We start from the raw sequence: 14754 nt of genomic DNA on the forward strand, positions 1-14754 counted from the left end.
AACCGCCATGGACCCCTCCGCCTTGAATGACCCCTTCGCCGGTTTCGACGACCAGAGCACCTTCATCAAGCCGCGCCCCGGCGGTGCCGCTGCGGCGCTGCGCAACTCACCCGCCGCGCCAGCACAGCAGGACACGGCCGACGAGGCCGCCAGCACCGCCCCCGGCCTGAACCCGCTGCTCACGCTGGCCAACCGCCTGCTGCTGCTGGTGCCGCAGCTGCGCGCCACCCGCCGCGTGGACGACCCTGCTGCGCTGCGCAACGCGCTGGCCCAGGGCATCCGCGACTTTGCGGCGCAAGCCGCGGCCGCCGGCATCGCGCCCGAACGCGTGATGGCCACACGCTACGTGCTGTGCACCATGATCGACGAGGCCGCCGCCGACACGCCCTGGGGCGGCTCCGGCGTGTGGGCCAGCCACAGCCTGCTGTCCATGTTCCACAACGAGACCTGGGGCGGTGAAAAGGTCTTCCAGTTGATGGCCCGGCTGGCCGAGAAGCCTGACGTCAACCGCGACCTGCTGGAGCTGATCTACGCGGTGCTCACGCTGGGCTTCGAAGGCCGCTACCGGGTGATCGACAACGGCCGCGCGCAGCTCGAAGCCGTGCGCGACCGGCTGGCGCAGATCCTCAAGACCCAGCGTGGCGACCATGCACCGGCACTGGCCCAGCACTGGCAGGTCGAGGCCACCCGGCAGCGCCGCCACCTGGGCTGGCTGCCGCTGGCCGCCTCCGCGGCGGTCATGGCGCTGCTGCTGGTCGGCGTGTACCTCGCGCTTTCGCTGTCATTGGCCGAGCGTTCGGACCCGGTGTTCGGCCAGATCCAGTCGCTGCGGCTCACGCCGCCCGTCGTTGCCCCGCCACCGCCGCCCGCCAAGCCGCGGCTCGCGCAGTTCCTGCAGCCGGACATCAAGAGCGGCCAGGTCGTCGTGCGCGACGAGGTGGACCGCAGCGTCATCACGCTGCGCGGCGACGGCCTCTTCCCACCCGCCAGTGCCACGCTGGCACCCGAGCGCGAGGCGCTGATGCTGCGCATTGCCGCCGCGCTGGCGCAAATGCCCGGCGCGGTGCTGGTCACCGGCCACAGCGACAGCTCGCCCATCCGCACGCCGCGCTTCCCGTCCAACTGGCACCTGTCTGACGAACGTGCCCAGGCCGTGCGCCAGCTGCTGGTGTCGCACCAGGTTGCGCCCGAGCGCGTGCGCGCCGAAGGCCGGGCCGACGCCGAGCCGCTGGTCCCCAACGACAGCCCCGCCAACAAGGCCATGAACCGGCGCGTGGAGATCAGCCTGATGGTCAATGCCCGCAACCCAGAACCGGCTGCGCAGGCCGCATCGGCCGGCAATGGAGCCGTCAAATGAAGCGCGTGCTGGGCTGGATCTTCAACCGCTGGGTGCTGCTCGCGGTGCTGCTGCTGGCGGTCTCGCTGCTGGTCTGGATCGTCGGGCCGATGGTGGCCATTGGCGAAAAGCGGCCGCTGGAAACCGAAGCCTCGCGCTGGATCACCATTGGCGTGCTGGTGGCGCTGGTCGTGATCTGGGTCGCCTGGAGCCGCTGGCGCGCCAGGCGTGGCAACACCGCCGTGGTGCAGCAGCTGATGCAGCCGCCCTCCCAGGCTGCCGAGCGCGAGAGCCCGGACATGGCTGCCGTCAGCGAGCGTTTCCGCCAGGCCATGCTGACGCTGCAGCGTGCCCGCTTCGGCAGCAGCAGCCGCCTCAAGGGCTGGGCCGGCAAGCTCGGCGGGCGCTACCTCTACGAGTTGCCGTGGTACCTCATCATCGGCGCGCCCGGCTCGGGCAAGACCACCGCGCTGCGCCACAGCGGGCTGAAGTTTCCGCTGGCCGAGCAGATGGGCGAGCAGGCCATCCGCGGCGTGGGCGGCACGCGCCACTGCGACTGGTGGTTCACCGACCAGGCGGTGCTGATCGACACCGCAGGCCGCTTCACCACGCAGGACAGCGACCCCGGCACCGACCGCGCCACCTGGGGCGGCTTCCTGCAGATGCTGCGCCGCTCGCGGCCGCGCCAGCCGCTCAACGGCGCGCTGGTCACCGTGTCGGTCTCGGACCTGCTGGCGCGCAGCCCGGGCGAGCGCGCGCAACACGCGGCCACTGTGCGCGCCCGGCTGCAGGAGCTGCACAAGGACCTGGACATCCGCTTCCCGATCTACCTGCTGGTCACCAAGGCCGACCTGCTGGCCGGCTTCATGGACTACTTCGCCACGCTGGACAAGGACCAGCGCGCGGCCCCCTGGGGCTTCACCTTCGGCCGCGAAAGCACTGCACCACTGGCCGCCTTCGGGCCCGAGTTCGAGGCGCTGCAGCAGCGGCTGCTGGACGGCTTGATCGACCGCCTGCAGCTGGAGCGCGACCCGCAGCGCCGCGCCCGCATCTACGGCTTTCCCGAGCAGTTCGCCGGCCTGCGCCAGGTGCTGCAGGAGTTTGTCGAAGGCGTATTCGCGCCCTCCTCCTTCGAGGCCACGCGCGCCCAGCTGCGCGGCGTTTATTTCGTCAGCGGCACCCAGGAGGGCACGCCCATCGACCGGGTGCTGGGCGCGGTGGCGCGCAGCTACCGGCTGGAACATGCGCTGATCCCGCCCAACCAGACCAGTGGCCGGGCCTACTTCCTGAACCGCCTGCTGCAGGAGGTCGTGTTCGCCGAGGCCGGCCTGGGCGGCACCAATCGCCGCTGGGAGCGCCAGCGCACCGCACTGGCCGTGGGCGGCTACGCGCTGGTCGGCGTGCTCGGCATCGGCCTGCTGGGCGCCTGGGGCCTGAGCTACGTGCAGAACCGGCGCTATGTGGGCGAGGTCTCGGCCCGTGCCGAGCAGGTGCGCCAGCTGCTGCAGGCCACGCCCAACCGCGCCAGCGCCGACATCCTGCCCATCGTGCCCGCGCTGGAGGCCACGCGCGCGCTGGCCGCCACCGAAGGCCCGATCCCGTGGTCGCTGCGCATGGGCCTGTTCCAGGGCCGCAAGCTCGACAGCGCCGCCCGCGCGGCCTACCAGCGCATGCTGGGCGACGCGCTGCTGCCGCGGCTGGCACTGCGCATCGAGGAGCAGCTGCGCCAGGGCGCCGCCACGCCCGAGACGCTGTACGAAGCGCTGAAGGCCTACGTGATGCTGCACGACCCGACGCACTTCGACCCGCCCGCGCTGAAGCAGCATTTCGAAGGCGACTGGCAGGCCACGCGCCGCGAGCTGACACCCGAGCAGCGCAGCCAGCTCAGCGGTCACCTGGACGCGCTGCTGGCCCAGGGCGGCGTGGCCTCGCCGCTGGCCGAAGACAAGCCGCTGCTGGATGCCACGCGCACCCAGCTGGCCACGCTGCCGCTGCCGCAACGCATCTACAACCGGCTGCGTGCGCAAGGACTGGGCAACGACTTCCCCGAGTTCACGGTGATCCGCGCGGCGGGCAACAACGCAGCACTCGTCTTCACCCGCGCCAGCGGCGCGCCGCTCACGCAAGGCGTGCCCGGCCTGTACTCGCGCGACGGTTACCTGCGCGGCTTCCAGCCCATGGTCGGCAAGGCGGCCGACGAACTGGCCGCTGAGCAGCCCTGGGTGCTGGGCGTGGCCGACGCGCCCAAGGACGCGGCGGCCCAGGTGCGCGCCAACGCGCCACTGGTGGACGACGTGCGCCGGCTCTACCTGAACGACTACGCGGCGGCCTGGGAAGGCTTCATTGCCGACCTGCGGCTGCAGCCCATGGGCAGCCTGTCCCAGTCGGTCGAACGCTCGCGCCTGCTGTCTGCCCCGGACAGCCCGCTGCCGCCGCTGATGAAGGCCATCTCGCGCGAAACCACGCTGGCCAGCGGTGGCTCCACGCTGGAGAGCGCGGAGCAACGCGCGACCGACCTGGTGCAAGGCGCTCGCGAAAAGCTTGCCATCGCACTCGGCAACAGAGATGCCAGCGCTGCCCCCAACGGCCCGCGCATCGAAGCCATCGTCGACGACCGTTTCGCCGGCCTGCGCCAGCTCGTCACGCCACCGGCTGGCGGCGGCAAGGCGCCGCTGGACGACACGCTGGCGCTGGTCGCCGAGGTCAACCTGCTGCTGAACTCGGCCGAGACCGCGCTGCAAGGCGGCGCAGCGCCGCCGCCCTCGCCGGTGCCCAACCGCGTCAAGGCCGAGGCTGCCCGCATGCCGCAGCCGCTGCGCGCGATGCTGGACGACCTCTCGCAAAGCAGCTCGCGCATCTCGCAAGGCCTGATGCGGCAGACCCTCGGCCAGGAAGTGCGCTCGCAGGTGGGCGAGTTCTGCCTGCAGGCCGTGGCCGGCCGCTACCCGCTGGACCGCAATGCCACGCGCGACGCGACGCAGGCCGACTTCGCGATGCTGTTCGCCCCCGGCGGCAAGATCGACCAGCTGTTCCAGCAGAAGCTCGCGCCCTACGTGGACACCAGCAGCCGACCCTGGCGCTTCCGCCCGGTGGAAGGCACGCCGCTGGGCGGCGACGCCGGCACGTTGCCGCAGTTCCAGCGCGCCGCGGCGATCCGCGAAACCCTCTTTCCCGGCAGCAACACGCCCTCGCTGCGGCTGGACTTCAAGCCGGTGGAGATGGACCCGTCCATCACCCAGTTCATCCTCGACGTGGATGGCCAGATCGTGCGCTATGCCCACGGCCCGCAACTGCCGATGTCGGTGCAGTGGCCGGGCCCGCGCGGCAGCTCGCAGGTGCGGGTGCAGATGAGCCCGCCCAGCGCCAGCGGCTCCGGCCCGGTCACCGATGGCCCGTGGGCACTGTTCCGCATGTTCGACCGCGTGCGCATCGACCCCGGCAACGCGCCCGAGCGCTTCCGCGCCACCTTCGAGGTCGACGGCCGCAAGGCCGTGTTCGACGTCACCACCAGCAGCGTGCGCAACCCCTTCAAGCTGCGCGAGCTCAACGAGTTCAACTGCCCGACGGGGCTGTGATGGCCGCCGTCGAAACCGAAACCTCGGCCCAAGGCCCACCCGGCTGGTACGGCAAGCTCGCCTCGCTGGGCGACTTCGCGCAGCGCCGCCTGCCGCCGCACTGGGTGCGCCACTGCGACACCTGGCTCGCCGGCCTGATGCGCGAACTGCCGCACGAACTCGGGCCCCGCTGGCTGGACACCTACCTCACCGCGCCCGTGCTGCGCTTCGCCTGGGCCCCGGGCGTGGTCGACATGCGCTGGTGGTTCGGCGTGCTGATGCCCAGCTGCGACAACGTCGGCCGCTACTTCCCGCTGCTCATCACCCAGTCCCGCATGCACCCGCCGATCGACCGGCAGTCGCTCGATCACCTGGAGCGCTGGTACACGGTCGTCGCCCGGGTTGCGCTGCAGACGCTGGGCGATGGTGCGTCGGTGGATGGCTTCGAGCAGGCCCTGGCCGGCGCGCCTGCTTGGCCGTTGGCCGGCATGCCGCCGCCCGCGCCCATCGCCGAAGGCCCGTGGCTGCAGTTCACCGCCTCGTCGTCCAGCTGGCGTGACGCGGTACCGCTGCTGGCCGCGGGCGAACTGCTGGAACGCCTGGCGGGCTGCACGCTGTGGTCGCCAGCGCTGCCGGCGCCGGCACCGGCGAACCTGCGCTGGGGGCCGGGGCTGCCGACGGTGACCGGTTTTGCCGGGCTGCTGAAAGCGGACGGGCAAACCTGAGCGGCTTGAGAAACTCGCCAGACGGCCCGAAGGATCTCGTCCTGCTACTTTCCCGGCTCGCACTGCCACCCACGGTGCCAAAAACAAATGGGGTCAGAGTCGATTTATCTGGCGGAATGGGTCGCGATGAATTGAGGCATCTCAAGATAAATTGACTCTGACCCCATTTGTTTTCACTCCACCTCGCCGCGGCATCCAGCAACCAATCTCAAATCCCGTCCGCCGCCGCATCCACCCACACCGCAATCGCACTGAAGTTGTCCTGGTCCGCAAGCCCGCGCTGTTCGATGGCTCGCCGCATCGCCGCCAGCCATTCGTCCGGTGACGCGGCCTCGCCCAAGGTCGCCGGGATCAACGCATCGCCCACGCTCCCCCACCACCCATCGCTGCACAGCAGGAACACGTCCCCCGCCACCAAGGGCTGCAGCGCCGTGGTGTGCGGCTCCAGCGCGTCTTCGATGCCCAGCGCGGCGAGCAACTGGTTGCGGTGCGGATGCGTCTCGGCCTGGTCTGGCGTGAGCAGGCCGGCCTGCAGCAGCGAATGCACCAGGCTGTCGTCCTGGGTCACGGTGTCGATCACGCCATCACGCAGGCGGTAGAGCCGCGAGTCGCCGACGTGAGTCCACAGCGCCACAGCGCGCTGCGCATCCACGCACAGCGCCACCACCGTGGTGTGCATGCGCGCCAGGCCTTCGCCGTCCTGGCCGCGGCGCACGTCGTCGTGCGCGGCCAGCACCGCGCCGGTCAGCAGCTCAGGGCGCCAAGGCAGCGTGGCGTCGCCCAGGCAGGTCTGCAGGCGGTAGACGGCGCGGCGCGCGGCTTCGGCGCCGTGGCGGTGGCCGCCCGCCCCGTCGGCCAGCACGGCGAACCAACCGGGGCCGCAGTCGCCGGTCGCCAGCGCGTCTTCGTTGCTGCTGCGCGTGCCCGGCTCGCTGCAGGCGGCCATGCGGATGTTCAACATGGGCTGGACTTCTCTGGCCCGGCGTCAGCTTGCGCGGGCGCTCTCTTGAGACACCTCTTTTTCGGCGGACCGGGCGTTGTCCCGCGCAAGTTCGCCCAGGCGTTCCAGCTGGTCCTCGTAGGCTTCGAGGAAGGCCTTGCCGAACAGCGTGTGGAAGTCCTCCTGGGCCTCTTCGCGGATGGCCTCGAAGTGCTGCAGGTACAGCTCCCAGAGCTTGGCCTTGCGGCCCAGCGGCAGCACGCTGTCCAGCACCGAGCGGCCGACCAGCTTGGCCTCCAGCGCCGAGGGCCGGAAGCGGCCCAGCACGCCCTCGAGCGCGGCGCGCGTGCCGGCCATGGTGCCGATGGTGTGGCCGACCAGGTCGCGCATCGCGTCGGTCATCGCCGCCGGGCCGGGCAGGAAGCCGCGCACCGGCGGCTGCAGCAACTGCTCCAGCGCCGACTGCGCGCCCGGCGAGAACTTCAGCGGGTTGTTGTCGCGCGAGCGGATCACCGTGACCTCGGCGCGCAGTTCCTGCTTGGTCGCGGCGCGCACCGCCATCATCTGCAGCGTGCCTTCCACGGCCGAGCGCAGCAGCTGGCCGATCACGCGCATCAGCTCCGGGTTCAGCCCCTGCGGCGGGTCCAGGCGAATGCCGGCACCTTCGGAAAACGCGCGCCACAGCGCAACCGTGTCGCCACCGGTGCCGCTCATCACCGGCGCGGCAGGCGCCACCACCGGCTGCGGCGCCAGCGTGTCCGGCTCCGGCTGCGCCCGGGGTGCGGCCGCCAGCGGTGGCTGGAAAACGGTCTGCAGCGCCGGCGTGTGGTCTGGCAGTGCCGGGGTCACCGGCGCCTGCATGTCGGCCACCGAAGGTCCACCGAACAGCGCCAGCGGATCGGTCGGCAATGGCGCATTGCCGCCGGCCTGCGGCACCGGCGCGGCGCCGGCCATGAAGGCGGCCAGCGGGTCGTTGCTGGCCCCGGGCTGCAGGCCCAGCAGGTCGTCGATGGAGCGCGGGCCGGTGTCGGGCATCAGGTCCGCGAAGACGCCGCCAGGGTCGGCGCCAAAACCTGGCCGAGGGGCCGGCGGGGGCTGGGCCACGGGCGCGGCAAACGGGTCGAAATCATCCGGCAGGCGTGCACTGGCCGGTGAAGGCGATGGCACGGCCGCTGCGGGCGCAGGCGCAGGCGAGGCCTGCTGCCGGTCCATCAGGTCGGCGAACGGGTTGGTGCTGGACAGCGCGCCCTGCAGCGCGTGGTTCGCCATGTGCACCGGCGTGGCCGGACTCAGGCCGTTCATTCGGGTGGGCGTGTCGGGTGAGCGCTGGATCACCGTGGCACCCGCGTCGGGCGCCAGCGATTCATCGATCACCTCCAGCAGGTAGCCGCCGATGCGCACCCGGTCGTGGTGCGCCAGCGGCGCCGACTGGCCCTGCGCCAGCGGCTGGCCGTGCACGGTGATCGGGTTGGCGCTGCCGACGTTGCAGATCAGGTAGCCCGCGGCACTGCTGCGGATCTCGGCTTGCTGGCGCGAGATGTGGCGCTCCGGGTCCGGCAACGCCATGGTGTTGTGGTCGGACCGGCCGATGGTGCCGCCCTGCGCGTCGAACTGCGCGGTGATGGGCTGGGTCAGGGGCAGGTCGTTCAGCGACACCGCGCGCAGCGTGAGGGTCATGGTGGAACGTGCTCCTTGCCCGCCATGTTCGCGGCTGATCCGGGGCGCTTCAATGAACGAAAGTCACCGTGCGGGCTGGCCCAGCAGCCGGCGCTGCCGCCACACCGGCGCGGCCACCGGGAACAGCGGCCGGCCGGGCTGCAGCAGCGCCAGCTGCTGCGCCGCCAATGCACGCTGCCGCTGCGTGCCGACCTGCAGCACCTGCAGGCAGTGCGCCGGCGTGACCGGTCCACCCACGAACGCCCGCTGCGCGACCGGAAAACGTGCCGCCTCGGCCTGCCACCAGCGCTGCACGCGGTCCGCGTCCGGCCATGGCAGGCTGTCATCCTCGTCCATCGCCACGTCTTCGTCCTCGGGGTTGTCGGTCGGGCCGGATTGAAAGTCTTCCGGCGGCTTGCGCTCCAGGTCCAGCGCCGCCAGGTCCGCGCCGGTGATGAAGCTGAAGGCCTCCCCGGCCAGGCGCGCCAGCGGCAGCTCGCCCATGCGCTCGATCAGCCAGGGCACCAGCCGCACGTCGCCCAGCCAGCCGATGCCGTGGACCAGCTGGCGCACCGCCCGCGGGTCATGCGCCAGCGCGCGCACCGCGTCGCGAGCCTGTGGCCAGTCCAGCGCCTGCACGGCCAGGCTGCGCAAGGGGTGCGCCGCCGGCGTGGCAAAAGCGGCCTGCTCGATGGCGCGCAGCGCAGACGCCCGGTCGCCGAGCAGGCAGGCGGCGCGCGCGGCTTCCGGCGCGAAGTCCAGCAAGGCCAGCGCTCCAGGCAACAGGTCGACCCGGCCCAGCTCGCCAGCGGCCCTCAGCGCTGCATCACGGCGCAACGCATCGTCTTGCTGCAGCGCCGCGGCCAGCGCGGGCCCCGGGTCCACACGGTGCAGCCGGCAGGCTTCGATGCCCAGCGCCTGCCGCCACGGCTGCGGTGACGCCAGCAGCCCGCGCACCCGCTCGCGCAACTGCGCAGGTGACACCCAGCCCAGCGCCGAGACCGCGCCGCGCCAGGCCTCCGGCAGCACCGGCGCCAGGCTCAGCAGGCGATCCACCGCAGGCTCGTCCGGCAGCAGCAGCGCGCAGACCAGCGCCGCGAAGACCTCGCCGCAACCCGGCCGCTCCAGCGCTTCCTGTGCCCGCGCCAGGCCGTAGGCACCGGCCACGGCCAGGCCGTCCAGGTGGGCTTCGAGGCGGTCGTCCAGCCGCTGCAGCTGCAGCAGCTTCACATGCGGTGCGCGCACCAGCACCGAGCGCAGGTGGCGCAGGTGGGCTGCGTCGTCGGCATGCTGCTGCACGATGGCCGGGATGGGCGGACGCAGCAGGCGCGGCGGGGCGGCGGCTGTGGCGGAAGGAAGTGCAGCTTGCATCGCGGCCGATGGTCCTGTCCCATGCCTGTGGCTGCAAGGTCCGAAAGTCACCTGTGCAGTCGCAGCGCTTCTTCCATACTGCACATTGGTCTCCTGAGGACACGCAGGGCCGCCACAGCGCCTGCCGCCATGCCCATGCTCCACACCTCTTCGCGCGCCCTGCCGGCGCTGACGCTGCTGGCCCTGCTGGCCGCCTGTGCCGCCGATGGCGGCCGGCCCGCGGGCCAGGCGGCCACCGCACCCGCTCCAGCGGCCTCGGCCGCCTCGCAACCCGCACCACCGCCTCCGCCACCGCCCGAGCCGCCACCACCCGCCGGCCCCGCCGCGCAGGCCCAGGCGCAGAAGATCGCGCTGGCCGCGGTGGACCTGCTGGAAGCCGGCCGCGAGGACGACGCGCGGGCCGAGTTGCAGAAAGCCCTGGGCCTGGACTACGCGAACAAGCTGGCCAACAACCTGATGCGCCAGATCACCGCCGACCCGGTCGCCACGCTGGGCCGCGAGTCCTGGGTCTACACCGTGCGACCCAACGATTCGCTTTCGCGCATTGCCGGGCGCTTCATGGGCGACATCTACGCCTTCTACATCCTGGCCCGCTACAACGACATCAAGGTGCCCAGGCAGGTGGCCGGCGGCCAGCAGATCCGCGTGCCCGGCAAGGCGCCTCCTCCGGGCTCGCTGGAACCGAAAGAGCCGGTCCGCGGCACGCCAGGCACCAAGGGCAGCGATGCGGGCAAGCCGGCCGTGCCCGACACGCCACCGCCGGTTGCCGCCCCCGCCCCGCCGCCCGAACCCTCGCCCGGCGAACGCGCGCTGCGCAACGGCGAGGCCGCCGAGCGCGCCGGCAAGCTGGAGCAGGCGCTGAACGAATACCGCCGCGCCGCTTCTCTGGACCAACCCGGCGCCACGGCCAAGGCCGAAGCGGTGCGCAAGCGCCTGGTCGACAAGAACACCCAGGCCGCACGCACGGCCTTTGCCAAGCAGGACCTGGCCGGTGCGATCCGCAGCTGGGACAGCGTGCTGGCGCTGGACCCGAACAACGAGCTGGCCAAGCTGGAACGCCAGAAAGCCGTGCAGCTGAAGCTGAAGGTCGATCAGCTGAAATGAGCTGAAGCGAGGCTTGCAGCCGGGGCGCGGGAGCGCGTCGGTTGCGTCAGCGGTCCACCGGCGCAGCGTCAGGTGGCGAACTGATGGCCGTGCCAACCGCGGTGCCCGCGGAGCGGGCGGCATCCGCAGCCTTGGCCGGCACGGCACCGGCCGCCACCGGCGCGGCTGGCTTGAGCTGTTTCATCAGCGCCGTGGCCCGCGCGTGGTTGCCCGGCAACTTCAGGCTTTTCTGCAGCCAGGCAATGGCCTCGGGCTTCTGCTCTCGTGCGGCCAGTTGCTCGGCCTTCTGCACATACAGGTCGGCCAGCAGCTGGCGCGCCGCGGCGTCGCGCCTGTCGGCCGCCACACGTTGCTCGGCCAGCGCCAGCGCTTCGTCCAGCTCGCCTTGCGCGGCCAGCATCGTGATGTGTTCCAGCTCGTTGCGGTCCGGTGCTGCGTTGTCCGCACGGCCGGGTGCGGCCGGCGTCACGGGTTGGAGAAACTCGGCCGGATTGCGCCGCGCGATGGTGATGCGCGAGGGCTGGCCCAGGAAGTTGCGGCGGTTGCGCTCGCGCTCGATGGCACGCAGTGCGTCGGCCGCTTGGGCCGCTTGGACGGGTTGCGGCTGCAATGCAAGCGCGGCCAGGTACTGCGTGCTCGCGGCCTCCAGGTCGCCCCGCTTCTGGGCCTGCTGGCCGCGCTGCAGCCGCTCGGCGACCGCAGTGTCGATGCGTCGGCGCAGCGCGGCAACGCGCTCGCGGTACTCCGCTTCACCCGGCCGCAGCGTGGCCAGCACTTCCCAGGCCCAGGCCGCGTCGGCCAGTTGTTCCTTGCGCTCGAGCTCCTGTGCGCGTTGCCGCTGCGCCGACTCGAAGACGGTCAGCGCGTCCGGCAAGACCGCGATGCCGCCGCCTTCCGCGGGCGGCACTGCAGGCGGCGTGCCGACGCAACCCGCCAGCAACAGCAGCACGGCAAACCCAGCGCTGGTGCACCTCATGGCACCGGCCCGAAGCGGCGACTGGTCTGCAGCCTGGCCTTGAAGGCTTCCAGGTCGTGGTCGCCGAAGATCATGGTCCGGCGCAGCATCAGCGGCTGCGCGAAGAAGGCGTTGCCGCCGGGGTTCACCGTCACGGCCAGGCTGTAGCGCTGGCGGGCCAGCAGGTCCAGCACCAGGTCGTTGGAATCGCCATACGGGTACGCGTAGTGCTGCACCTGCACCGGCAGGCGTTTTTCCAGCAGCTCGCGCGGGCCGCGAATCTCCAGGTCCAGGTTCTGCCGGTAGCGCTCGTCGGCCTCGCCAGCCGTGCGCTCGATCAGGTTGCGGTGGCTCTTGGAATGTGCCTGCACGTCCACCAAGCCGGAAGACGCCATCTCCTGCAGCTGGCCCCAGCTCAGCGCCTCGCCGGCCCCGATCCAGTCGGTGTAGACGAACAGCGTGGCCGGCAACCCCAGCCGGCGCAGCACCGGATAGGCATGGCGGTAGGTCGACTCATACCCATCGTCGAAGGTGATGACCACCGAGCGAGGCGGCAGCGCCTCGCGGCCCGCCAGGTAGTCGGCCAACTGGCCCAGGCGGATCACCCGGTAGTCGTTGCGCACCAGCCATTCCATCTGCGCGGCAAAGCGGGCCGGCGAGACGTTCATCTTGCCGCCCCCGGTGCCCAGCCGGTGGTAACAGAGCACCGGCACCGTCTGGTAGCTGTCGGCATGCACGCCCAGCGGGTTCAGCGGCTGCAGCGGCACCACCAGCGGCCGGCCCGGTTCGGGCTTGGCCAGGCCGGCGTTGGCCTCGGCAATCTGCCAGTCGCGCCCCTCGTCGCCCAGCAACCGGCCCGCGATGCTGCGCAGGCTGTCGCCCGGCGCCGGCAGGTAGACCAGCAGGCGCTCGCTGCGCGCGACCACGCCGGTCGCAGCCGTTGGCTCGGTCGCCACTTGCGGAGGGTTCTGCAGCGCGGGCGGCGTCGAAGTGCAGCTCGCCAGAACAAAGGCCATTGCCAGGAGCGCCTTGCAGCGCCATGCCACCACGGTGTTCATCGCGAGGCTCAGAGCGGCAGGTCCGCCGTGGCGCCGGTGGGCGAACCGCCCGCGTCGGCCGCCTGTTTTTTCTCCTCGGCGGAGACCACTTCTTCGGCGGCCGCCAGCGTCGTTGCCGCTGCAGGTGCGTGCCGATCCTGCAGCGCCTGGGCCATCTGGTCGAAGGTGGCGTACAGCAGGCCGAACTCGTCCTTGCGCTGCTCGCGGATGCGGAAGTCGTAGCGGCCGCGCGAGATTTCGCCCAACGCCTCGGTCATCAGCTTGATCGGCCGCGCGAACCAGTTGGCCACGAAGAACATCGCCACCGCCACCGCCAGCACCGTGACCACCGCCAGCCCGATCATCAGCGTGATCGAGAGCCGTGCCACGCGCTCCAGCGGCCGCTCCGGCAGCCCCAGCGCCACCCGGCCCACCGGCTTGCCCTGGAAGGTGATGGTGGATTCGAAACCCAGCACCGGCTCACCGCCGGCCAGGTAACGCGAGAGCTTCACGCCGCCACGCTCGCCCAGCGACTCGCCTGGTGGCGGCTGGTAAGGCAGGTTCTGCAAGCCCGGCTGGCTGGAGGCGCGCACCACGCCGCCGCGGTCGGCCACGGTCACGCTCTGGAAGTCGCGCGTCTTCATCACCTCCTGCAGCGACACGTCCACCGCCACCCAATCCTCGCTGAGCGCCGCCACCGCGTTCTGCGCCGCGATGAAACGCGCCAGCGCCGCGCCGTAGTCGGCCACCTGCGCCATCATCGCGGCGTACTGGCGCTGGATGATCAGCGAGGCGCTGAGCGCCATCACCACCGCGACGATCAGCGCCATCATGCCGGCCCACTTCACACGCAGCGGCACGATGCGCGGCCGGTTCGCCGCACCGGCTTCCTCGTCGATCTCGGCCAGCACCCGGCCCAGCGCCTCGGCCAATTCGGCGCCGGTCTGGAAGCGATGCTCGGGTGCCTTGGCCATGCAACGGTCCACCACCCGGCGCAGCGAGGCCGGCAGGCCGGGCCGCAGCTTGGCCATCGGCGTCGGGTCTTCCTTGGCGATCTTCAGCGCCAGGTTGACCACGCTGTCGCCCTGGAAGGGGCGCTGGCCGGTGAGCATCTGGTAGAGCACGATGCCGGCCGAAAACAGGTCCGAGCGGCCATCGATCTTCTCGCCCTGCATCTGCTCGGGCGCCATGTACTGCGGCGTGCCCAGCACGTCGCCCACGCGGGTGCGCTGCTCGCCCTTGGTCGACTCCATGTGCGCAATGCCGAAGTCCATCACCTTGATGTCCAGCGTGTTGCGCACGCGGGCGATGTTGCCTGGCTTGATGTCGCGGTGCACGATGCCGCGCTTGTGCGCATAGTCCAGCGCCCGCGCCAGCTGCATGCCCATGATCACCACGTCACGCACCGGCAGCGGCTGCCCCGGCGCCAGCACCTCCGCCAGCGACTCGCCGTCCAGCAGCTCCATCGCCATGTAAGGCCGCCCGTCAATCTCGCCCACATCGTGCACGGTGACGATGTTCGGATGCGACAAGCCCCCCGAAGCCCGCGCCTCCCTCAGGAACCGCGCCCGGTACTCCTCGTCCTCGCACAAGGACGCATGCAGGAACTTGATCGCCACATCCCGCGCGATGCCCGGGTCATGCGCCCGGAACACGCTGGCCATGCCGCCACGGCCCAGGCGCTCCGAGATCTCGTAGCGACCGACCTGGCGGACAGGTGCCTCATTGCCGGGTGCGATGCGACCGCCTGGCAGGGTGCCGGTGACGGGCGCCGGCGACGCTGTATCGCTGGACAGACGCTGGGTCTGCGGATAAACCGTATTGCGGCCGACGGACTTGCTGTTGGCTGCGGTGTGCTCGGGCAACTGGGCCAAGGACGCGGCAGCGGGCGCGATGCGGGTGGCATCGGGGTCGACAGTGGCCGAATCGTCGTCCGGCAAACCAGGCGAACGCCCGACCTGATCGTCATGGCGAGGAGCGGAAGACATGCGGACATGGTTCCGCGGATGGGATGCGGGCGCAATGTCCGAAAGTCATGGTGCAGGAGGTGGGCGGTGCCTCGCCGTCACCCTCGTT

Annotated in this window: 10 protein-coding genes; 4 read left to right on the forward strand and 6 right to left on the reverse strand. The window is 71.4% G+C overall.

Going from position 1 to position 14754, the window contains the following annotated elements; translation table 11 throughout:
• Positions 1–7: 7 nt before the first annotated feature.
• Genes AC3WR5_RS29885 through tagF form a run of 3 tightly spaced genes read left to right on the forward strand, consistent with a single transcriptional unit; the run spans position 8 to position 5615 of the window.
• Positions 8–1357, forward strand: coding sequence for a DotU family type VI secretion system protein (locus tag AC3WR5_RS29885; protein WP_492489212.1), 1350 nt, complete (start codon positions 8–10; stop codon positions 1355–1357).
• Complete coding sequence (tssM, locus tag AC3WR5_RS29890; RefSeq protein ID WP_492489213.1) at positions 1354–4911, forward strand: type VI secretion system membrane subunit TssM; 3558 nt, start codon at positions 1354–1356, stop codon at positions 4909–4911. Before AC3WR5_RS29885 ends, tssM begins: the two co-directional genes overlap by 4 nt.
• Complete coding sequence (gene tagF, locus AC3WR5_RS29895) at positions 4911–5615, forward strand: type VI secretion system-associated protein TagF (RefSeq protein WP_231013001.1); 705 nt, start codon at positions 4911–4913, stop codon at positions 5613–5615. The genes tssM and tagF overlap by 1 nt, the downstream gene beginning before the upstream one ends.
• 208 nt (positions 5616–5823) lie before the next feature.
• On the opposite strand, the gene AC3WR5_RS29900 is transcribed toward tagF, so the two are convergent.
• From AC3WR5_RS29900 to AC3WR5_RS29910, 3 genes are all read right to left on the reverse strand, one after another.
• Complete coding sequence (locus AC3WR5_RS29900; RefSeq protein ID WP_492489214.1) at positions 5824–6576, reverse strand: PP2C family protein-serine/threonine phosphatase; 753 nt, start codon at positions 6574–6576, stop codon at positions 5824–5826.
• A 24-nt stretch (positions 6577–6600) separates the two neighbouring features.
• Positions 6601–8232, reverse strand: coding sequence for a type VI secretion system-associated FHA domain protein TagH (tagH, locus tag AC3WR5_RS29905; protein WP_492489215.1), 1632 nt, complete (start codon positions 8230–8232; stop codon positions 6601–6603).
• 63 nt (positions 8233–8295) lie between these two features.
• On the reverse strand, positions 8296–9582 hold the full coding sequence (locus AC3WR5_RS29910) for a TIGR02270 family protein (protein WP_492489217.1): 1287 nt from the start codon (positions 9580–9582) through the stop codon (positions 8296–8298).
• A 135-nt stretch (positions 9583–9717) separates the two neighbouring features.
• On the opposite strand from AC3WR5_RS29910, the gene AC3WR5_RS29915 reads away from it, so the two are divergent.
• Complete coding sequence (locus AC3WR5_RS29915; protein ID WP_492489218.1) at positions 9718–10686, forward strand: LysM peptidoglycan-binding domain-containing protein; 969 nt, start codon at positions 9718–9720, stop codon at positions 10684–10686.
• A 46-nt stretch (positions 10687–10732) separates the two neighbouring features.
• Here the strand turns inward: AC3WR5_RS29915 and AC3WR5_RS29920 are convergent, their stop codons facing one another.
• The 3 genes from AC3WR5_RS29920 to AC3WR5_RS29930 are packed head-to-tail and all read right to left on the reverse strand — an operon-like array spanning position 10733 to position 14666.
• Complete coding sequence (locus tag AC3WR5_RS29920) at positions 10733–11662, reverse strand: hypothetical protein (protein WP_492489219.1); 930 nt, start codon at positions 11660–11662, stop codon at positions 10733–10735.
• Positions 11659–12699 (reverse strand): polysaccharide deacetylase family protein, encoded by a 1041-nt coding sequence (locus AC3WR5_RS29925; RefSeq protein ID WP_492489221.1) that lies wholly within the window; start codon positions 12697–12699, stop codon positions 11659–11661. Before AC3WR5_RS29925 ends, AC3WR5_RS29920 begins: the two co-directional genes overlap by 4 nt.
• An 8-nt stretch (positions 12700–12707) precedes the next feature.
• Positions 12708–14666, reverse strand: a complete 1959-nt coding sequence (locus tag AC3WR5_RS29930) for a protein kinase domain-containing protein (RefSeq protein ID WP_492489223.1) — start codon at positions 14664–14666, stop codon at positions 12708–12710.
• Positions 14667–14754: the final 88 nt, after the last annotated feature.

The organism is Ideonella sp. FW305-24 (assembly GCF_058788035.1).